The sequence below is a fragment of the Streptomyces sp. NPDC093065 genome, assembly GCF_044754585.1.
Taxonomy (GTDB): Bacteria; Actinomycetota; Actinomycetes; order Streptomycetales; family Streptomycetaceae; genus Streptomyces.
Map to the genome: position 1 here is coordinate 184,629 of NZ_JBIVPJ010000005.1, position 18,754 is coordinate 203,382.

Annotated in this window: 19 protein-coding genes; 8 read left to right on the forward strand and 11 right to left on the reverse strand. The window is 72.7% G+C overall.

Annotation, left to right across the window (positions count from 1 at the left end):
* Nucleotides 1-4: 4 nt before the first annotated feature.
* Nucleotides 5-868, forward strand: coding sequence for an Fpg/Nei family DNA glycosylase (locus ACIQFU_RS11585; protein WP_402550677.1), 864 nt, complete (start codon nt 5-7; stop codon nt 866-868).
* 105 nt (nt 869-973) lie between these two features.
* Here the strand turns inward: ACIQFU_RS11585 and ACIQFU_RS11590 are convergent, their stop codons facing one another.
* The 3 genes from ACIQFU_RS11590 to ACIQFU_RS11600 all read right to left on the reverse strand — a co-directional run bounded on the left by ACIQFU_RS11590 (nt 974) and on the right by ACIQFU_RS11600 (nt 3,007).
* Nucleotides 974-1,624 carry a zf-HC2 domain-containing protein gene (locus ACIQFU_RS11590; protein WP_402550678.1) on the reverse strand — a complete coding sequence of 217 codons (651 nt, stop codon included), beginning with the start codon at nt 1,622-1,624 and terminating at the stop codon, nt 974-976.
* A gap of 171 nt (nt 1,625-1,795) precedes the next feature.
* Entirely contained in the window at nt 1,796-2,311 is a 516-nt protein-coding gene (locus tag ACIQFU_RS11595) for a hypothetical protein (RefSeq protein ID WP_402550679.1), read from the reverse strand.
* A gap of 141 nt (nt 2,312-2,452) precedes the next feature.
* Nucleotides 2,453-3,007: a sigma-70 family RNA polymerase sigma factor gene (locus ACIQFU_RS11600; RefSeq protein WP_007389266.1), complete on the reverse strand. Its 555-nt coding sequence runs from the start codon at nt 3,005-3,007 to the stop codon at nt 2,453-2,455.
* Nucleotides 3,008-3,260: 253 nt separating this feature from the next.
* Here ACIQFU_RS11600 and ACIQFU_RS11605 point away from each other — a divergent pair, with 253 nt between their 5' ends.
* A complete protein-coding gene (locus ACIQFU_RS11605) occupies nt 3,261-4,415 on the forward strand; it encodes a CapA family protein (RefSeq protein ID WP_402550680.1) in 1,155 nt (384 codons plus the stop codon).
* 79 nt (nt 4,416-4,494) lie between these two features.
* On the opposite strand, the gene ACIQFU_RS11610 is transcribed toward ACIQFU_RS11605, so the two are convergent.
* Nucleotides 4,495-5,901, reverse strand: coding sequence for an amino acid permease (locus tag ACIQFU_RS11610; protein WP_402550681.1), 1,407 nt, complete (start codon nt 5,899-5,901; stop codon nt 4,495-4,497).
* A gap of 147 nt (nt 5,902-6,048) precedes the next feature.
* On the reverse strand, nt 6,049-6,510 hold the full coding sequence (locus tag ACIQFU_RS11615) for a universal stress protein (RefSeq protein ID WP_402550682.1): 462 nt from the start codon (nt 6,508-6,510) through the stop codon (nt 6,049-6,051).
* 110 nt (nt 6,511-6,620) lie between these two features.
* Between ACIQFU_RS11615 and ACIQFU_RS11620 the strand changes: the two genes are divergently transcribed.
* Nucleotides 6,621-7,460: a polysaccharide deacetylase family protein gene (locus tag ACIQFU_RS11620; protein ID WP_402550683.1), complete on the forward strand. Its 840-nt coding sequence runs from the start codon at nt 6,621-6,623 to the stop codon at nt 7,458-7,460.
* Nucleotides 7,461-7,493: 33 nt separating this feature from the next.
* On the opposite strand, the gene ACIQFU_RS11625 is transcribed toward ACIQFU_RS11620, so the two are convergent.
* Nucleotides 7,494-8,162: a class F sortase gene (locus ACIQFU_RS11625; RefSeq protein ID WP_402550684.1), complete on the reverse strand. Its 669-nt coding sequence runs from the start codon at nt 8,160-8,162 to the stop codon at nt 7,494-7,496.
* Nucleotides 8,163-8,493: 331 nt separating this feature from the next.
* On the opposite strand from ACIQFU_RS11625, the gene ACIQFU_RS11630 reads away from it, so the two are divergent.
* Nucleotides 8,494-8,988 (forward strand): hypothetical protein, encoded by a 495-nt coding sequence (locus tag ACIQFU_RS11630; RefSeq protein ID WP_402550685.1) that lies wholly within the window; start codon nt 8,494-8,496, stop codon nt 8,986-8,988.
* Nucleotides 8,989-9,070: 82 nt separating this feature from the next.
* Here the strand turns inward: ACIQFU_RS11630 and ACIQFU_RS11635 are convergent, their stop codons facing one another.
* The 3 genes from ACIQFU_RS11635 to ACIQFU_RS11645 form a co-directional block, all read right to left on the reverse strand.
* Nucleotides 9,071-9,589 carry a hypothetical protein gene (locus ACIQFU_RS11635; RefSeq protein WP_402550686.1) on the reverse strand — a complete coding sequence of 173 codons (519 nt, stop codon included), beginning with the start codon at nt 9,587-9,589 and terminating at the stop codon, nt 9,071-9,073.
* Between the two features lie 201 nt (nt 9,590-9,790).
* Nucleotides 9,791-10,555 carry a hypothetical protein gene (locus tag ACIQFU_RS11640; protein ID WP_402550687.1) on the reverse strand — a complete coding sequence of 255 codons (765 nt, stop codon included), beginning with the start codon at nt 10,553-10,555 and terminating at the stop codon, nt 9,791-9,793.
* Between the two features lie 16 nt (nt 10,556-10,571).
* Nucleotides 10,572-10,703 carry a hypothetical protein gene (locus ACIQFU_RS11645; RefSeq protein WP_402550688.1) on the reverse strand — a complete coding sequence of 44 codons (132 nt, stop codon included), beginning with the start codon at nt 10,701-10,703 and terminating at the stop codon, nt 10,572-10,574.
* A gap of 756 nt (nt 10,704-11,459) precedes the next feature.
* Between ACIQFU_RS11645 and ACIQFU_RS11650 the strand changes: the two genes are divergently transcribed.
* From ACIQFU_RS11650 to rmdA, 3 genes are all read left to right on the forward strand, one after another.
* Nucleotides 11,460-12,395: an SCO0930 family lipoprotein gene (locus tag ACIQFU_RS11650; protein ID WP_402550923.1), complete on the forward strand. Its 936-nt coding sequence runs from the start codon at nt 11,460-11,462 to the stop codon at nt 12,393-12,395.
* A gap of 226 nt (nt 12,396-12,621) precedes the next feature.
* Nucleotides 12,622-13,434 carry an SAM-dependent methyltransferase gene (locus ACIQFU_RS11655; protein WP_402550689.1) on the forward strand — a complete coding sequence of 271 codons (813 nt, stop codon included), beginning with the start codon at nt 12,622-12,624 and terminating at the stop codon, nt 13,432-13,434.
* Entirely contained in the window at nt 13,431-15,575 is a 2,145-nt protein-coding gene (gene rmdA / locus ACIQFU_RS11660) for a cyclic Di-GMP phosphodiesterase RmdA (RefSeq protein WP_402550690.1), read from the forward strand. Before ACIQFU_RS11655 ends, rmdA begins: the two co-directional genes overlap by 4 nt.
* 231 nt (nt 15,576-15,806) lie before the next feature.
* On the opposite strand, the gene ACIQFU_RS11665 is transcribed toward rmdA, so the two are convergent.
* Nucleotides 15,807-16,667 carry a LysR family transcriptional regulator gene (locus ACIQFU_RS11665; protein WP_402550691.1) on the reverse strand — a complete coding sequence of 287 codons (861 nt, stop codon included), beginning with the start codon at nt 16,665-16,667 and terminating at the stop codon, nt 15,807-15,809.
* Between the two features lie 187 nt (nt 16,668-16,854).
* Between ACIQFU_RS11665 and ACIQFU_RS11670 the strand changes: the two genes are divergently transcribed.
* Nucleotides 16,855-17,754, forward strand: a complete 900-nt coding sequence (locus tag ACIQFU_RS11670; protein WP_402550692.1) for an NAD(P)H-binding protein — start codon at nt 16,855-16,857, stop codon at nt 17,752-17,754.
* Between the two features lie 13 nt (nt 17,755-17,767).
* Here the strand turns inward: ACIQFU_RS11670 and ACIQFU_RS11675 are convergent, their stop codons facing one another.
* Nucleotides 17,768-18,652 (reverse strand): LysR family transcriptional regulator, encoded by an 885-nt coding sequence (locus ACIQFU_RS11675; RefSeq protein ID WP_402550693.1) that lies wholly within the window; start codon nt 18,650-18,652, stop codon nt 17,768-17,770.
* Between the last annotated feature and the right edge of the window lie 102 nt (nt 18,653-18,754).

The following is an 18,754-nucleotide window of genomic DNA, read 5'->3' on the forward strand; positions in this document are numbered from 1 at the left end:
ACGTATGCCTGAACTGCCCGAGGTCGAGGCGCTCCGCGACTTCCTGACCGAGCACCTCACCGGCCGCGAGATCGTCCGGGTCCTGCCCGTGGCGATCAGCGTCCTCAAGACGTACGACCCACCGCTGACGGCGCTGGAGGGCCACCGGGTGGCGGGCGTGCACCGCCGCGGCAAGTTCCTCGACGTCGAGACCGCGGGCGGACCGCATCTGGTGACCCATCTGGCCCGGGCCGGCTGGCTGCACTGGAAGGACAGCCTGCCCAGCGGCATGCCCAGGCCGGGCAAGGGCCCGCTGGCGCTGCGGGTCGCCCTGGAGACCGGCGCGGGCTTCGACCTGACGGAGGCGGGCACACAGAAGCGGCTCGCGGTGTACGTCGTGGCCGACCCGCGGCAGGTGCCCGGCGTGGCCCGGCTCGGTCCCGACCCGCTCGCCGACGACTTCGACGAGGCGCGCTTCGCCGGCCTCCTCGCCGGTGAGCGGCGGCAGCTCAAGGGAGCCCTGCGCGACCAGAGCCTGGTCGCGGGCGTGGGCAACGCGTACAGCGACGAGATCCTGCACGCCGCGAAGATGTCCCCGTTCAAACTGGCCGCCTCGCTGACCGGCGAGGAGACCGCCCGGCTGTACGCGGCCCTGCGCGACACGCTCACCGAGGCCGTGGAGCGCTCACGGGGCGTCGCCGCCGGACGCCTGAAGGCCGAGAAGAAGAGCGGGCTGCGGGTCCACGGGCGTACCGGGGAGCCCTGCCCGGTGTGCGGCGACACCGTCCGTGAGGTCTCCTTCAGCGACTCCTCGCTCCAGTACTGCCCGACCTGCCAGACCGGCGGCAAACCGCTGGCCGACCGCAGGATGTCCCGGCTGCTGAAGTGACGGCCCGAAGAACGGCGGCCCGAAGGACGGCGACCCGAAGGGCGGCGGTCGGAAGAACGGCGGCCCGGAGGACGGCGGCCCGCAGGGAGGCGGCCGCGGTGGCGGTCATCCGGCCGGGAGCGTCACCAGGTGCTCGCCGTCCGCCGTCCGCACCTCGTAGCGGTCGATCTGGTCCGGATGCAGCGCGGCCCCGCCACGCACGGTGTGCTGCCGGTCCCCGTCCCCCGGGACCATCCAGCTGGTGATCGTCTGCTCGGACCCGTCGCTGCCGACGGCCACGAGCCGGCACGAGCGCGGGCCGGCCCCGTCCTTGACCTCGAGTCGCACGCCCGTGCCCCAGGTCTCGTCCTCGGCCGTGATCCGCGCCCACACCCCGGACCGGGCGTCGGTCGCGGTGAGCGGCGCCGCCGGGTCGCCCTGGCTCGCGTACAGCACGGCGCCGGGCCCGGCCACGGCGCACACGACGGCGGCGGCCACGGCGTACAGCACCCGCCTGCGGCCCGCGCGGTGGCGCGTGGCCACCTCGGACAGCAGCCGGTCGAGCAGTCGCGGCCCCGGTTCGGTCAGGGGGTGGACGAAACGGGGTGTCGCCTGCCGGTACAGCATCAACTGGCGGGTGGCGGGACCGAATTCGGTCACCTGGACCGCGCACCGGGGGCACTCCATGAGGTGGTCCTCGAAGCGGAACGCTTCCGCCTCGTCCAGCACGCCGAGCGCGTAGGCGCCGACGTCACCATGCCTTTCCAGGGACCTCATGCCGAATCCTCGTACCGTTGGGTGCGGGTGGGGTTACTCCTTGCTCCCACCCGTACGCACCCGACAGCCGAATCACTCAAGCCGCGATCGAATCGCAACCTAGGTGTTCGGAGCGGTCCGGGGCGCGGATTGGTCCGTCTTCGGGGTGGGCCGGCGAGCCGGCCGGGACGGCTAGAACAGGTGGATGGCGAGGTGCCCGAGCGGCAGCCCGAGCTGCCAGGCCGGCGTCCACACCTTCGGTCCCTCGTCCTCCCCGGTCACCGCCGCACCGCCGGGGACCGCGTTCAGGTCCGGGGCGAGCAGTTCGGTGTCCTGGAGCCAGCGCCAGGCCGCCCGGGCCAGCTCCACGTCCGGCGAGTGGCGGCCGGCGGCGACCGCGTCGGCCGTGACCTCGGCCAGCCGCCCGTGCACCCACTCGTGCCACGGCTGGTCGTACGCCGTCAGGGACAGCCAGGTCTCCAAGTGGGTGACGACGCGGATGCCGCTCAGCTCGCCGTCCGTGTCGGACAGGAAGACGGTGAGCGCCAGCGCGTCGCGTCCGGCGCGGAACTCGAAGGACGTCGGCGGCATCAGATCGCCGGTCCGCAGCAGCTCGTCGGCGATGTACTCGGCGTACAACCACGCCATGGGGATGCTCAGTTCGCCCCCGCCGGTGCCGTCCGTGCTCTCTTGACCTCTGTGCAGCATCCCTTCCTGCCTTCCTCCGGTGCGTGCGCGTCGCCCGACCCGGGTCATGGGCCCCCGTCCGGAACACGGATGAGGACAGCCGACTGCTCAACCGGGGTCCTGGGCAAGGCGCTTTACGGAGGCTTGACCAAAGGGTCGGTTTCACCGCAGGTCGGCGGCGTATCCCGGTAGCACCCTGCGCATGGCGCGCAGCGCGTAGTACGCGCGGGACTTCACGGTACCGGGTGGGATGCCGAGGGCCGTCGCGGCTTCCGCCACACTCGCCCCCTGGAAATACACCAGCACCAGGACTTCACGGTGCTCCGGAGTGAGTGTCTTCACAGCCTCGCGCACGTCCAGGGCGGCGGCGGCCCGTTCGGCGTGGTCCGCGCAGACCCGCGCGTTCTCCAGGACGGCGTCGCCGACCTCCGGCGGGCGCGCCTGGCGGGCGCGGCGCGCGTCGATCGCGAGCCGCCGGGCCACGGTGAGCAGCCAGGGGCGTACGGAGTCGAAGTCGTCGGCGCGCAGGGCCTCGGGGTGCTGCCAGGCGCGGACCAGGGTCTCCTGCACGAGGTCCTCGGCGCGTTGCCGGTCGCCGTCGCTGAGCCGCAGCAGCAGCGCGAAGAGCGGCCGGCCGTGCTCGCGCTGCAGTGCGGCGAGCTCGTGCTCGGCGGTCGTCCCGTTCGCTGTGTCCGTGAGGGTGATTCCGGCCGTCATGGCCGTATGGCACCGCAGGGGCCCGGACGGGGACAGGGCGCACGCACGGGTGTGCGGCGGACGGTCGATCGCGTCGACGAACGGTTCGACGAACGGTCGGTGCCCGGTCGGCCGGGGTCCCCGCGCCCCCGTTCGCGCACGCCGGACGGGCTAATGGGCGTGTCGGAGCCGCCTGTGACGGGCCGTCACTCTTTACCTGTTTATAAGTAAATGTGACTTTTCATCGGTGTGTGCGACCCAGCGGAGTGAACGGATGATCACACGCAGTCGGCAGGTGGCCCTGGCCCTGACCGCCCTCCTCACCGCGGGCGCGGCCTGCCAGGCCCGCGACCACGAGCCGCCGAAACCGCCGGCGCCGGCCCCGCCCGCCGCCGTCGAGGGCGCCTTCACCCTGGTTGCCTCCGGTGACGTGCTCCCGCACGACTCGATCATCGAGCGGGCCCGCTTCGACGCCGGCGGCAGCGGCTACGACTTCCGCCCCATGCTCGCCGGCGCGCAGCCCCTCGTCTCGCGCGCCGACCTCGCCCTGTGCCACATGGAGACCGTCTACGGTGCGAACGGCGACTACAGCGGCTATCCCCTCTTCAAGTCCCCGCCCGAGGTGGCGAAGGCGCTGGCCGCCACCGGCTACGACGGCTGCTCCACCGCCTCCAACCACAGCGTCGACGACGGCGCGGACGGCATCCGGCGCACCCTGGACGCGCTCGACCGCGCCGGTGTGCGGCACGCCGGGACCGCGCGTACCGAGGCCGAGGCGGACACCCCGACGGTCCTGCGCGCGGGCCGTGCCCAGGTGGCCCACCTCGCCTACACCCTCCACACCAACGGCCACCCCCTTCCCGACGGGCAGCCATGGGCGGTCGGCCTGCTCGACGAGGCACGCGTCGTCGAGGACGCGAGGGCCGCGCGGAAGGCGGGCGCCGACGTCGTCGTCGTGTCGCTGCACTGGGGCACCGAATGGCAGGACGCGCCGGACCGGGACCAGCTGGCCCTGGCCCGCAGCCTGACCGCCGCCCGCACCGGGGACCGCCCCGACATCGACCTGATCCTCGGCACCCACGCCCACGTCCCGCAGGCCTACGAGAAGGTCAACGGCACCTGGGTGGTCTACGGCATGGGGGACCAGATCGCGGGCGAGATGGTCGACGACCAGGGTGCCCGCGACCCGCGCGGCAACCAGTCGACCATCGGCCGCTTCACGTTCGCCCCGCCCGGCCGGGCCGGCGAGCGCTGGAAGGTGACCAAGGCGGAGTTCGTCCCGCAGTTGTTCGACGTCGACGCCGGCCGGGTGGTGAACCTCAACCGGGCGCTGGAGAAGGGCGCCGAACTGCGGGGCGTGCGCGACCGCATCCGCGACGTGGTGCTCAGCCGGGGCGCCGCCGGGGACGGGCTGGTGATGGGCGAGTAGCCGGTGGCGGCGGAGCGGGTCGGCGACGACCGCCGGTGCGCGGGGTCCGGATGCTCTCGGCCGGGGCCCCGCGCGTCCTCTAACGGCGGGCCAGCTCCGACTTCCGGTACGAGTACGTGAAGTAGATCACCAGGCCGACCACGAACCACACGGCGAACCGCACCCAGGTCTGCCACTGCAGGAACGTGATCAGCCAGATCGAGAAGACGATGCCGAGTGCCGGCACGAACGGCATCCACGGCGTGCGGAAAGAGCGCGGCAGGTCCGGCTGCCGGTAGCGCAGCACGATCACCGCCGCGCACACCACCACGAACGCCAGCAGGATGCCGATGTTGGTCAGCTCCGCCGCCTCGCCGATCGGCAGGAACCCGGCGATCACGGCGGACGCGCACCCGACGATCCAGGTGACCCGGGTCGGCACGTGCCGCGTCGGATGCGTCTTGGCGAACCACTTGGGCAGCAGCCCGTCGCGCGACATGGAGAACCACACACGGGTGACGCCCAGCATGAACGTGAACATCACCGTGAGGATGCCGATGATGGCGCCGACCGCGATGATGTCGGCCAGCGAGCTGAGCCCCACGGACTTGAACGCCGTCGAGAAGCCGCTCTCCGGGTCGATGTCCTTGTAGTTCTGCATGCCGGTCAGCACCAGACAGGCCGCCACGTACAGGACCATCGAGATGATCAGGGAGTAGATGATCGCCTTCGGCATGTGCCGCTGGGCGTCCTTCGACTCCTCGGCAGCCGTCGACATGGCGTCGTAGCCGAAGACCGCGAAGAACACGGTGGCCGCACCCGTGAACGCCCCGCCGACCCCGAACGGGAAGAACGGGTGGTAGTTCGAGCTGTTGATGTGGAAGACGCCGACGCCGATGACCAGAAGCACCACCAGCACCTTCAGGACGACCACGACCATCTCGAAGCGGGCCGCGTTCCTGATGCCCAGGGTCAGCAGATACGCGATCAGCAGGCACAGCACGGCCGCGAACAGGTCGACCCTGTGCCCGTCGCCGGTGCCCGGCGCGCCCAGCATCCAGTTCGGCAGGTCGGCGCCCATCTCACCGACCAGGAAGCTGAAGTAGCCCGAGATGCCGATCGCGACCACCGCCACGATCGCCGTGTACTCCAGGAGCAGGTCCCAGCCGATGAACCAGCCGACCAGTTCGCCGAGGACCGCGTAGCCGTAGGTGTAGGCGGAGCCCGCCTTCGGGATCAGCCCGGCGAACTCGGCGTACGACAGGGCGGCCGCCGCGCTCGCGACGCCGGCGATGAGGAAGGAGACGAGGACGGCGGGCCCTGCCGTACCGTTGGCGACCGTGCCGGCCAGTGTGAAGATGCCGGCCCCGATGATGCCGCCGACGCCGATCGCGGTCAGCTGCCACAGCCCCAGCGAGCGCACCAGGCCCCCGCCGCTCTCCGTCTCCTCGATGTGCTCGATGGGTTTGCGGCGGAGAACACCCTCACCCATGCGGACCCGGGCCATGCGCCTCACCTCTTCGTGAACGGCAAACGGCTGACGGTGGATCATGATGACTCACACACGACCGCGACGGAAGTCACGACGCACAAAGGACCCGAGAAGCACACACCGTCCCGACGGATGCTCGCGGCACCACCGGCCCCACGGCTGCTACGGCACCACCGTCACCGGCCAGCGTCCCGACTTCACCAGCCGCACCGCCACCGAGCCGACGAACCGGTGACCGGCCTGCTCGGAGGCGCCCACCACCACCGCGTCCGCCTTCAGCTCGTCGGCCGTCTGCACCAGGCCGCTGTACGGGTCGCCGCGGAACGTGTGGAACTCCCAGCGGATGTCGAATATCCCCTTGACCTGCTCGGTCGCCTCCCGGATCTGGGTCACCAGCTCCTCGGCGATCTCGTCGGTGGTCTCCGCCACCGACACCCCGAGCGCGGCACCCCCCGCCAGCACCGGCTGCACGTACACCACCGCCAGCAGGGCGCCCTGCCGCCTGGCCAGCCCCCCGGCGTAGGCGGCGGCCCGCAGCGAGGAGTCGGAGCCGTCCACACCGACGACGATGACCTTCGGTCCGTCCGTGCCGCGTTCGAACTGATGGGAGTGCTGTTCCGTCACGCGGCGAGGTTATCCGAGTCTTCCGTGATCTTGAGCCGGGCGGGTGGTTTCATGCCGCCGCACCGGTGTTGCTCAGGTGCGGCGCACCCTCGCCGGGCGACTGATGAGACATGGAGAAGGATCAGTTGCTCACCCGCCGAAACCTGCTCACCGGCGTCGCGGCCCTGGGTGCGGCCGGCGCCGGTGGCGCACTCGCCATGGGCCTGGGAAACGGCCCGTCCCGGCCGCCCGCCCCCGTACCCGCTCCCGGCCCACCGCAGCGCAGCCCGCTCAAGCCCTCCGCCTACCGCCTCCAGCCCCTGACCGGATACGGGGCGCCGCGTGCCGCGCCCCGCCGGCCCCCGGTGCGCAGCGAGCCGATCCTGCAGATGTCCGGCCGGGGCCGCACCATGCTGCTCACCTTCGACGACGGCCCCCATCCCGAGTACACCCCCGAGATCCTGGACACCCTCGCGAAGTACGAGGTGCACGCGACGTTCTTCGTGTGCGGGGAGATGGCGGACTGGAACCGGGACCTGCTGACGCGGATGGCGGACGAGGGGCACGTGGTCGGCAACCACACCTGGTCCCACCCGCTGCTGACCAAGCTCAGCCGGAGCCGGGTCCGCTCCGAGATGGAGCGCACGAGCGAGGTCGTCGAGAAGGCGTACGGCGAGGCTCCCCGCTGGTTCCGGGCCCCGTACGGAGCGTGGAACCGTGCCGTCTTCCAGCTCGGCGCGGAACTCGGCATGGAGCCGCTCGCCTGGACCGTGGACACCCTGGACTGGACGACACCCGGCACCGGCACCATCGTCGACCGCGTCGAGGAAGGCGCGGCCCCCGGCGTCGTGGTGCTCTCGCACGACGCCGGGGGCAACCGCTCGCAGAGCGTCGGCGCCCTGCGGCGCTATCTGCCCGAGCTGCTGGGCTCCGGCTACCACCTCACCGTCCCCCGGCCGCGCCTGATCTGACCGCCGGCGGCGCACCCGCCCGGCCGGGGCCGCTCAGCGGACCTCGACCAGGCGGGCGAACGCGACGACGTTCCCGTCGTATCCGTTCTGCTTGGTGAAACCGCCGCCGCAGGTGATGACCCGCAATTCCGGGGTGCCCTTCGAGCCGTAGACCCGGTCGCCCGGGAAATTGTTCTTCTCGAACACTTCGATGCCGTAGATCTCGAAGACCGCCGTCTTTCCGTCCTGGCGGTGCACTTCCACCTTGTTTCCCTTTTTCAGGGCGCCGAGCCCGTAGAAGACGGCGGGGCCCTGCTGGTTGTCGACGTGACCGACCACGACCGAGGTGCCCTTCTCCCCGGGGGAGACCGCGCCGGTGAACCAGCCGGCCAGGTTCGGGTCCTCGGGCGGCGGCGCGTCGACCCAGCCGTCCGCGTCCAGGCCGACCCCCATGACCGGCGCGTCGACCTGGATGGCGGGGACGGAGACCCGGTCGGGCACGGAGTACGGCAGGGGCGTGACGCCGGAGGCGGGGGCGTCACCGGCGGCCGCGCGGGTGTCCGGAGCGGCGGCGGCCGACGCCGGCTGGGGCGGGCCCACGTCGAACTCGCCCGAGCCGTTGCGGATGAGCGCGAGACCGGTCAGCAGAACAAGCGCTATCACGCCCCAGGGAGCGCGCTTCCTCCGCCGCTCCTCCTCTTCGGCCAACTCGGAGTCGTACATTCGCCTTCCCCTCTCGACCCGGCCGTCGCCGGATCATCCGCGCATACGAGCACGCTAAGCGGCGTGCGGGGGACCGGCGACGGGGCGGCGGCGAACGGGTGGTGCGCGCGTCCTTCCGTGCGCCATCCGGGAGATGCCCGGCGGAGATTTTCTGACGGTGCGTGACCTGCGGCGATATCCACTCGCGCGGTTTCCGCCGGTCACCCCTCTCACCAGGACGGACCATTCCCGAAATGCGGGTGCGCGCAGGTCAACTGAGGGTCTTTCTGGGAGGCGCTTTCTCGCCGATCGACCGGGGACGGGACCCGGGGCGTCTTCCGCGGAGGATCACATGCGCAACACTCGTGCCCTCGCGGCAGCCGGCGCCGCGGTCGCTGTCCTCGGTCTGGCCGCCCCCGCGGCCACCGCCGGAGGGGACCACAACCAGCCGAGCAACATCGTCGCCCTGCCCAGCGTGATCGCCCGCGGCGGTCAGATGACCGTCACGGTCGACGGCTGCCCCCAGGGCGGCACGATGACCTCGGACGCCTTCCGCACCACCCACCTGACCCCCGTCCGGGGAGCCAACGAGACGTCCAAGGGCACCGCCACCATCAAGGAGGACGCCCGGCCGGGCTCGTACGACATCACCGTCAACTGCTCGGGCCGGCGGCTGACCCGGCCGGCGGCCTTCACCGTCATCGGCGGTGTCCGCGGCGGCCTCGGCGGCAGCAGCTCCAGCGGGGCGACCTCGACCGACATCGCGATCGGCGGCGGGCTGGTCGCCGCGGCCGTCGCCGGTGGCGGCCTGTTCTGGCTGCGCCGCCGGTCCGAGCGGCGGATCTGACCGCACGGCGGAGGACGGCAGCAGCACTTCGCCCCGGATCCGGTGGGATCCGGGGCGAAGTGCTGCGCGCGGTGCGGGTGGGTCAGGCCCGGTCCTCGCCGGTACGGCGGCGCGAGAGGTGGTACGCCGTGCCCACCGCACCCGCGATGAGCGCCGCGCCGAGCCCGATCTGCTTCAGGTCGAATCCCGCGACGCTGCCGCCCTGACCGGCGTGCACGCCCTTGTCGTGCCAGGGCTCGTCGGACGGGTGGTGCGAGCCGCCGCCGGCGATGGTCAGGTCCACGGTGCCGGTCTTGTCCCGGCAGGCGAACGTCACCCGGTAGACCGCCCCGCGCCGGGCGTCCCGGTCGACGCGGGCCGTCGCGGACGACTCGTCCCGGGGGATGGTGACCGTGTCGAAGACCGGCGAGGTGACCGTGACCCGCCCGTGGCAGCCCGCGGCGGTCCGGCCCACCCCCAGCGTGACCTCGCCGCCCGGCGCCACGGTGGCGGGGGAGACGGTGAAGCCGTACGTGTTCGAGCCCACGGCCCCGGCCGGCACGCAGGCGGAGAGGGCGGCGGCGCCCAGCAGTGCGACCGAGGCGACGGGTATCGCGCGCATGGTGAATCCTCCGGGTCCCCGAGGAGCAGCGGCGGACCTGTTCCGCTCGCGCCAGGAATGCACCTCGATGTCCGAAACGCTAGGAAGCCATGCACGTCGCCGCGATCGCTGTAGCGCGAATGGGGCAAGAGTGTGGGCCGCTCAGGGGACGGTGACGGCGTGTCGGCCGTCGCCGTCCCCGGGCGTGGTGTGGGTGCCCGGTCAGTCCCCGGCGCCGGGGAACAGGCTCAGGAACGGGTCGGTCGACGCCGAGACGCCCCTGCTGAAGGGTGCGTCGAAGTCCCAGATCAGGAAGAGCAGGAAGGCGATCAGCGCGGAGAACAGCCCCGCCAGGACCAGTTCGCGGGGTGTGCGCCGGATCTGCAGCGCGAAGACCATCCCGATGGTGATGACGGCCCCGGCGATCAGCCCGAACCACACCACCCCCGGCATGGTCGCCCCGGTCGACTGCGCCCGGGAGTTCCGGGCCTGGTCCGCGACGGCCACCTGGTCGACGAGGGGCTGGTACGCCTGGGCCTCGAAGTCCGACCTCGGCTCGTAGTCCGTGACGTCGGCGCGGACCCGGTCGAGCAGCTCGGCGCCGCGGTCGGTCAACTCGTCGTGGTCGGCCATGGCCTTCCACTCCGTGGTGACGACGTGTCCGACATAGGCGTTGACATCCGCACGGATGCGGTCACGGACCTCGGGCGGATAGACCCGGGCCCGTTCCGAGATCTCGTGCAGCGCGACGGCCTCCGTCTGCACGTCGGCCTCGGCGGCGCTGCGCGCCTCCCAGACACCGGCGATGGCCAGGCCCAGGACGATGGCGTACACCACGCCGATCCACATCGTCATGTACTCGATGACGTCGGGGGTCTCCGTGATGTCCTCGTCGTCGGACGCCGTGCGGTGCCGTAGGAGGGTGACGACGACCACCACGGCACAGGCGGCCAGCATCGCGAGGGTGAGAACAAGCCATTCCGGCAAGAGAGGCCTCCAGGAATCAGCGCGCACGGAGCGCGGCGACGGCGACCACCGCGGGCACCGTGATGAGCAGGACGAAGACGAGCGGCGACGTGGCCCCGCGAGAGGAACGCCGGGGCGGCCGGGCGGCGTGGTGGCGCGGGTAGTGCACCGGGCTGAGCGACGGCCGGGGCGTGGACGTGGGCGTCGGTGTGACCGACGGAGCGGGCGCGGGCGCCTCGGGCCGAACCGGCGGCGGACTCGGACGGGGCGTCGGCGCCGGGGTGGGCGCGGGCCGGGGCGGTGCCGGGCGCGGGGCCGGGGGAGGCGGTTCGGGTTTCGGCTTCGGCGGCGTGGGCGCGGGAGGCTTCGGTGCGGGCGGAGGCGGAGGCAGGGGGGTGGGCTCGGGCGGGGGCGGCTCGGGCGTCGGCGGAGGCGGAGGCGTCGGTGTCGGTGTCGGCTCGGAGCACGGCGGGAAGGTGGGCCAGGAAAGGCTCCCGGCGACCGCCACCGCGTCGGTGCCGTCCGGTCCGGTCGAGGCGTACGCACAGGCGTCGGCCTGCGCCGGGCCGACCGGTATGCCGACGAGGGTGAACGTCAGCGTCACCAGGGCCAACACCCGTCCGGCGGCAGCGGATCGGGTCGGTTCGGGTCCATGCACGACGCAGATCATGAAGCCTGGCGCACCGCCCCACGCCCGAGTGCCCGGCGAATGCCCCGAAGGAGGGACACGGCCCCACCAGGGGTTTGACGACGGCGGACCCGCATTCGCCGGAGCCCGGAAGCCTGTACGAGGGGCCGCGCGCCGGGGTCGGCCGGAAAGAAACCCCGCGCCCCGTTGAACACAACGGGCTCCTTCGTGCGTACCCAGTGTCGTGCGGCGGCCGGCAGGACGCCCCAACACCTTCGTGACGATCGGGGATTGACGATGAAGACCTCCTGGCGGAGCGCCTCACTCGTGGCGAGCGCCGCGGTGGTGCTGGCGCTGACGACGGCGTGCGGTCAGGACGGCGGCGGCGCGGCCGGCAGCCAGAACGTGGGCGCGACGGCCGCGCCCGGCGACGTCGGCGACCTCGGCGCCGGCGACGGAGTGGGCGCCGGTGCCGGACAGGCGTCGGCGAGCGCGCCGGAACCCGCGGGCAAGCTGTCGGTCACCGCCAACGCCGAGATCGGCGCGCTGGTGACCGACGGAGCGGGCCGGACCCTCTACCGTTTCGACGCCGACACCGCCGAGCCGCCCAAGACGACCTGCGAGAACGACTGCGCCACCAAGTGGCCGCCGGTGGCCGCCGACGACGCCATCGCCGGCGAGGGCATCGACGAGGACCTCCTCGGCGAGGTCACCCGCCCCGACGGCACCAAGCAGCTGACGATCGGCGGCTGGCCCGCGTACCGCTACGCCAAGGACACCGCCGCCGGAGAGGTCAAGGGCCAGGGCGTCGGCAAGAAGTGGTACGCGCTGGCCGCCGACGGCAAGAAGGCCAAGGCCGAGCCGGCCGCCGGGCTGTCCACCCGCAAAGACCCGAAACTCGGCGAGATCGTCGTCGACAAGAACGGCATGACCGTCTACCGCTTCATGAAGGACGAGGCCTGGCCGAAGCCGGTGTCGGCCTGCACCGGCGCGTGCCTGGAGAAGTGGCCGGCCGTGGCGCCCGTCGAGGCGAACGACACCAAGGGCGTCGAGAAGAAGGGGCTGATGAGCTTCACCCGGCCCGACGGCGCCGCCCAGCAGACGATCGACTGCTGGCCCATCTACACCTTCGCCGGTGACAAGAAGGCCGGCGACACCAACGGTCAGGGCGTCGGCGGCACCTGGTACGCCGTCAAGCCCGACGGAAAGCCGGTCGGCGCGCCGAAGAAGTAGCGACCTCCCGCCCGCCCGCCTTCGGCGCACGACCCCCGGGCCGTCCCCTCCGCACCCAGACGGAGGGGACGGTCCCGTTCGTGCGCTTTGGCATGCCTTCGCCCACGGCACGTGCCCGGGGCAGTGACCGGGAACGGACGGTCAATTTCCGTTTGGGCTCGCCCCTTTGGCGGGCGATCAGTAGCCTCAGCTCGAACACCGGATCGCCTATGCCTTGGAGAGCTAGATGGAGCGTCCCGCCTGGGCCCCACGCAGCATCGACATCTCGGTGCCCAGCGTGTCCCGGATCTACGACTTCTACCTGGGCGGTTCGCACAACTTCGAGGTCGACCGGGAAGCGGCCCGCAGGGCCATGGAGTTCATGCCGGGGCTCCCCAAGATCATGCAGGCCAACCGGGCGTTCATGCGCCGGGCCGTGCGTTTCGCGGCCGACCAGGGCATCGACCAGTTCCTGGACATCGGTTCCGGCATCCCCACCTTCGGCAACGTCCACGAGGTGGCCGCACGCAGCCGCCCCGGCGCCCGCGTGGTGTACGTGGACCACGACCCGGTCGCGGTCGCGCACAGCGAGGCCGTCCTGGCGGGCAACGACGACGCGGACGTCATGGCCGGCGACCTCCTCAAGCCGGCCGAGATCCTGGCCGGCCCCCAGGTGGAGCGGCTGATCGACCTGAATCGACCGGTCGCCCTGCTGCTGGTTGCCATACTGCACTTCGTGGAAGACGAGGACGACCCGTACGCGGCGGTGGCCGAGCTGAGCGACGCGCTCGCCCCCGGCAGCCTGCTGGTCCTCACGCACGCCTCGTACGAGAACATCCCGCTGCCCGCCGAGCGGGCCGGGGGCGCGGTGGACGTGTACAAGGGCATCCGCAATCCGCTGATCATGCGTTCGCGCGAGGAAATCGCGCGGTTCTTCGAGGGGTACGACATGGTGGAGCCCGGACTGGTCCCGATGCCGCGCTGGAGGCCGCTGGGGGAGCCCGAGGAAGAGGACCCGTACGCGTTCTCCGGGTTCGCCGGCGTGGGGCGTACGGCGTGAGCGCGGAGCCGGACGGGCCGGAGGACAGACTGCGCCGGTTCGCGACCATCTGGAGCCGGGCGGTCTTCCCGGTGACCTCGACCTCGTCCACGCGGCCCGAGTTCGAGGCGCAACTGCTGCCGCTGGCCCGCCGGCTGAGCGGGGTGCTGCGCGCGCGGAGCTTCGAGGCGGCCGACGCCAGGGAGGTCGGCGCCGCCCTCGTCGACTCGCACTGCACCGACCCGGAGGCGCTCTCCCGGACGCTGGACTGCGTCGACGCCTACCTGGTGCTCTACTGCGGCGAGGACGGCGACCCGGAGGACCTGCGGGCCCGTTCGGCGCGGCTGCAGCACGCGATGGCGGCCGGGTTCGCCGGGGCGCTGCGCGCCCGCACCCTCGCCGAACAGGAGGCCATCGCGCAGGCCGCCCTGAAGGCGCAGGGCGTGGTGGCCGAGGCCCTGCACGCCAGCGAGGCCCGCTTCCGCGCGGTCTTCGAGGGCGCCGCCATAGGCATCGGCATCGCCGACCTGGACGGCAACGTCCTCCAGGTCAACGACGCGTTGATGCGGATGTTCGGCATCGCCGACCCCACGCTGGGCGGCCGCCGGGCCACCGAGTGGACGCACCCCGACGACGCACCGCAGACCTGGCGGCTCTACGACGAACTGGTGCGCGGGGAGCGCGAGCACTACCACGTGGAGAAGGCCTTCTACCGGCCCGACGGCACCGTCCTGTGGACCAACCTCACCGTCTCCCTGCTGCGCGACGCCGACGGCACCCCGCAGTACCAGCTCGCGCTGATGGAGGACACCACCGAGCGGCGGCTGCTCAACCTGCGGCTGCGCTACGAGGCCACGCACGACGCGCTCACCGGCCTGCCCAACCGCAGCTTCTTCTTCGAACGCCTGGAGAAGGCCCTGAACGCGGGCCGGGGCCAGCGCTTCGGCCTGTGCTACCTCGACCTCGACGGGTTCAAGACCGTCAACGACAGCCTCGGCCACGCGGCCGGCGACCGGCTGCTCGTGGAGGTCGCCGACCGGCTCCAGGCCTGCGCCACGGCGCCCGGCGAGATGGTGGCCCGGCTCGGCGGCGACGAGTTCGTGGCGCTGACCACGGGACCCGACACCCGGCACGAGGTCGACGAACTGGCCGGGCGCATCATGAACGCGCTGCTCGCCCCGGTCAGCGTGGACGGCCGCGAACTGACCGTGCGCGGCAGCATCGGCATCGTCGAGGGCCCGGCGGGGGAGCGCAGCCCCGCGGAGGTGCTGCGCAGCGCCGACATCACCATGTACCGGGCCAAGTCGGCGGGCGGCAACCGCTTCGAGCTGGCCGACCCGGAGGCAGACGCCCGCGTCATCACCCGGCACGGACTGACCACCGCGCTGCCGGCCGCCCTGGAGCGCGGCGAGTTCTTCATCGAGTACCAGCCGCTGGTCCACCTCGGCGACGGCAGCGTGCGCGGCGCCGAGGCGCTGGTGCGCTGGCTGCATCCGCAGCACGGTGTGCTCGGCCCGGACCGGTTCATCCCGCTGGCCGAGCACACGGGACTGATCGTGCCGCTGGGCCGCTGGGTCCTGGAGCAGTCCGTACGGCAGGCCCGCCTGTGGCGCGAGCGGTACGGCGAGAGCGGTGCCGCGGGCCCGCTGCGCATCAACGTCAACCTCTCGCCCTGCCAGCTCACCCACCCCGGGCTGGTCCAGGACACCGTGGAGATCCTGGAGCGGACCGGCGTCACGCCCGACGCGCTGTGCCTGGAGGTGACCGAGTCGGCGCTGATCGGCGCCGACGACGATCTGCTGAAACCGTTGCGCCGGCTGGCCGAGATGGGCGTGGACATCGCTCTGGACGACTTCGGCACCGGCTACTCCAACCTCGCCAACCTGCGCCGGCTGCCGGTGAGCGTCCTCAAGCTGGACCGCTCGTTCACGCAGAGCATGCAGCAGTTCCCGGCGGACCCCGTCGACCTGAAGATCGTCGAGGGCATCGTCGCCCTCGCCCACAGCCTGGACCTCGCGGTCACCGTGGAGGGCGTGGAGACCGGCGCCCAGGCCGAGCAGTTGCGCATACTGGGCTGCGACACGGCCCAGGGCTGGTACTACGCCCGTCCGGGCCCGCCGGAGCGGCTGCACGAACTGGCCCTGGTCGACGCCACGGGCTGACCGGGGCCGCCGGCCCGCCCGCGCTCCGTCACGAGCGCCCGGGCCCCGCCCTGGACGGCCCGGCTCCCGCCGTGAGGGGCGCCCCGGCGTGCGGCTGGCCTCGGCGACCTCCGAGGGTGTTCGGGTGGCGTTCCGGGAGTGGGTGGTGGGCCTTGCCGTCGGGGTGGGTGTGGGGCGGCGGGGTCGTGCGGTGTCGCCGTCCGTTTGATGCGCCGTCAGGTAGGGCTCGGTTCACGCCTTGTCCGGGTGGGTCGGCTCATGCTCGGTGTGGGTGGCTTCGGCGACCTCTGTTGCCGTGCGGACGAGGGCCGCGGTGGCCGTGGAGTGGGACTGCTGGGGCCAGGCGAGGGACAGGACGACCGGTGGGGCGTCCAGGACCGGGCGGTAGGCGACGCCCGGGCGTGGGTAGCGCGCGGTGATCGACGCGGGCAGCAGGGTGACGACCTTTCCGAGGGAGACGGCCGTGAGCACCTGGGCCAGGTCGCCGTGGCCGCGCCGGGCCTCGTCGACGTGCCGCTCCACGCTGCCGGCGTCCAGGCCGAGGTCGGCGAGCTCCAGCCGGTCGCGGGCGGCGAGCGGGTGGTCCGCGGCGAGCACGGCGACGCGTGGTTCGGCGGCCAGCGTCTCCGTGTCCAGGCCGGTCCCGTCGAACGGCGTGTGGACCAGGGCGACGTCCGCCTCGCCGCTGCGCAGCAGTCCCGGCTGCTCCTGCCACCCGCACAGCCGGACGGCGACCGGTACGGAACCGGGCTCGGACGCGTAGCGCGCCAGGATCGGCTCCAGCAGCCCGGCGTCCCCGTCGGCCTTCACGGCCAGCACCAGCTTCCGTTCCCCGGCCGCGCGCCTGGCCCGCCGTCCGGCGGCGTCCAGGGCGTCCAGCGCTACGTGGGCCTCGGTGAGCAGGACGTCCCCGGCCGGGGTCCGGGTGACACTGTGGGTGGTCCGCTCGAACAGGGTGACGCCCAGCTCGGCCTCGAGGCGGCGGATCGCCCGGGACAGGGGCGGCGGGGAGATGCCCAGCCGCTCGGCCGCCCGCGCGAAGTTCAGCTCCTCGGCGACCGCCACGAAGTACCGCAGGGAACGCGACTCCATGCTCCGCCTCCCTCCGACTTGCGATGCCGCCCGGCATTGCCTTCAGGGTAACAAGCGGGACCCGGACGATCCTTCAGTTCCGCCGGGCCGGCGAACAGGATGGGAGGGCGCCGGGAAGCGACGGAACGGGCTTCCCGCCCCGGCGCGGACCCTCTCTCCTCCCCTCTCCCGAACCGGAGTTGTGCTCGTGATCGTCATCACCACCCCGACCGGCGGCATCGGCCGGCAGGTCCTCGACAACGTCCTGGACGGCCTCGGCACCCGGCGCGACGGGACCGCCCTGCGCGTCGTCGCCCGTGATCCAGGCCGTCTTCCGGCCCGGGCCCGGGAGCGGGCCGAGGTGTTCCAGGGCTCGCACGCCGACCCCGAGGTCCTGGGCGCGGCCTGCGCGGGTGCCGACCAGGTGTTCTGGCTGGTGCCGCCCGCGCCCGGCGCCGACAGCGTCGAGGGCCACTTCCGCGACTTCACGCTGCCGCTGTGCGACGTGATCGCGCGCCAGGGCGTCGCACGGGTCGTCGCCGTCTCCAGCCTGGGACGCGGAGTGGCGAAGGACGCCGGGCCGATCTCCGCCTCGCTCGCCATGGACGACCGGATCGCGGCCACCGGCGTGCACTACCGCGCCCTGTGCCCGCCCTTCCTGATGGAGAACCTGCTCGGGCAGGCGACCGCCCTGCGCGAGACGGGCGAGTTCCGCATGGCGTACGCCCCGGACCGGGTCCTGCGGACCTGTGCCACCGCCGACATCGCCGCCACGGCCGCGCGCCTGCTGCTCGACGACTCCTGGACCGGCCGCGCCGACGTCCCCCTGGTCGGTCCCGACGAGCTGACCCCCGCAGGCATGGCGGAGGTCCTGTCCGAGGTACTGGACCGCCCGGTGCGGGTACGGGAGACCACCCCGGAGGCGTACCGGGCGTCCGCCCTGCGGTTCGGGGCGAGCGAGGCGGGCGCCCAGGGGCTGGCCGACATGGCCTCGGCGATGGACGCCCAGGGCTTCTACGGCGTGGCCGAGCCCAGCACCCCGGACACCGCGACCACGAGCTTCCGCCGCTGGTGCGAGGAGGTCCTCAGGCCGGCCACGTTCGCCTGACAGGCTGGGACCGTCACCGCTCCAACAGCATCCGCTGCAGTTCCCGTGCCGCCCTCGGCGGAGCCACGTCGCTGCGGTGGGCCAGGGCGATGGTCCGGTGCAGCCCGGGCCGGGCCAGCGGGGTCACCCGCAGCCCGCGCCCGGAGCGGGCGGCCACCATCCGCGGGACGACCGCCATGCCGAGCCCGGCCCGCACGAAGCCCAGCACCGCGTCCATCTCGCCGCCCTCCACCGCGAAGTCCGGTTCGAACCCGGCCGAGCGGCACGCGGCCACGGTCAGCTCCCGCAGGTCGTAGCCGTGCCGGAACATCACGAGACGCTCGCCCTCCAGGTCGGTGATGCGCACGGCACGGCGCCCGCCGCCCGGCGGGGACGACTCCGGGGACGACACCACCACCAGGTCCTCCCGCAGCAGCTCCACCGTGGTCAGCGCCGGCGACGCGGTGGGCAGCGGCAGCACCACCAGGGCGAGGTCCAGCGCACCGCGCGCCAGCTCGCGCACCAGGTCGTGCGAGCCGCCCTCCTCGATCAGCAGCTGGATGCCGGGATAGCGGTCGTGGAAGGCGCGCAGCACATCGGGGAGCAGGCCGGTGCACAGGCTGGGGGTGGCGCCCAGCCGTACCCGCCCGCGACGCAGCTGCGCCAGCTCCAGCACCTCGTGCCGGGCGGTGTCCGCGTCGGCGAGGATGCGCCGGGCCAGCGGCAGTAGTGCCTCCCCGGCGTCGGTGAGGGTGATGTTCCCGCGCGCCCGCAGGAACAGGTCGGCGCCCAGCTCCCGCTCCAGCGCCTTGATCTGCTGCGACAGCGAGGGCTGCGCCACGTGGACCACCTCGGCGGCGCGGGTGAAGTGCCGGGTCTCGGCGACCGCCACGAAGTACTGGAGTTGTTGCAACTGCATACCGGGAGCATACGGCTTCGATAGGCAAGACCTATGGAATCCAGGCGTTCCATGTCTTGGACCGATGAGGCCTGGTCCCCGTAACGTCCTGTGACATGGCTC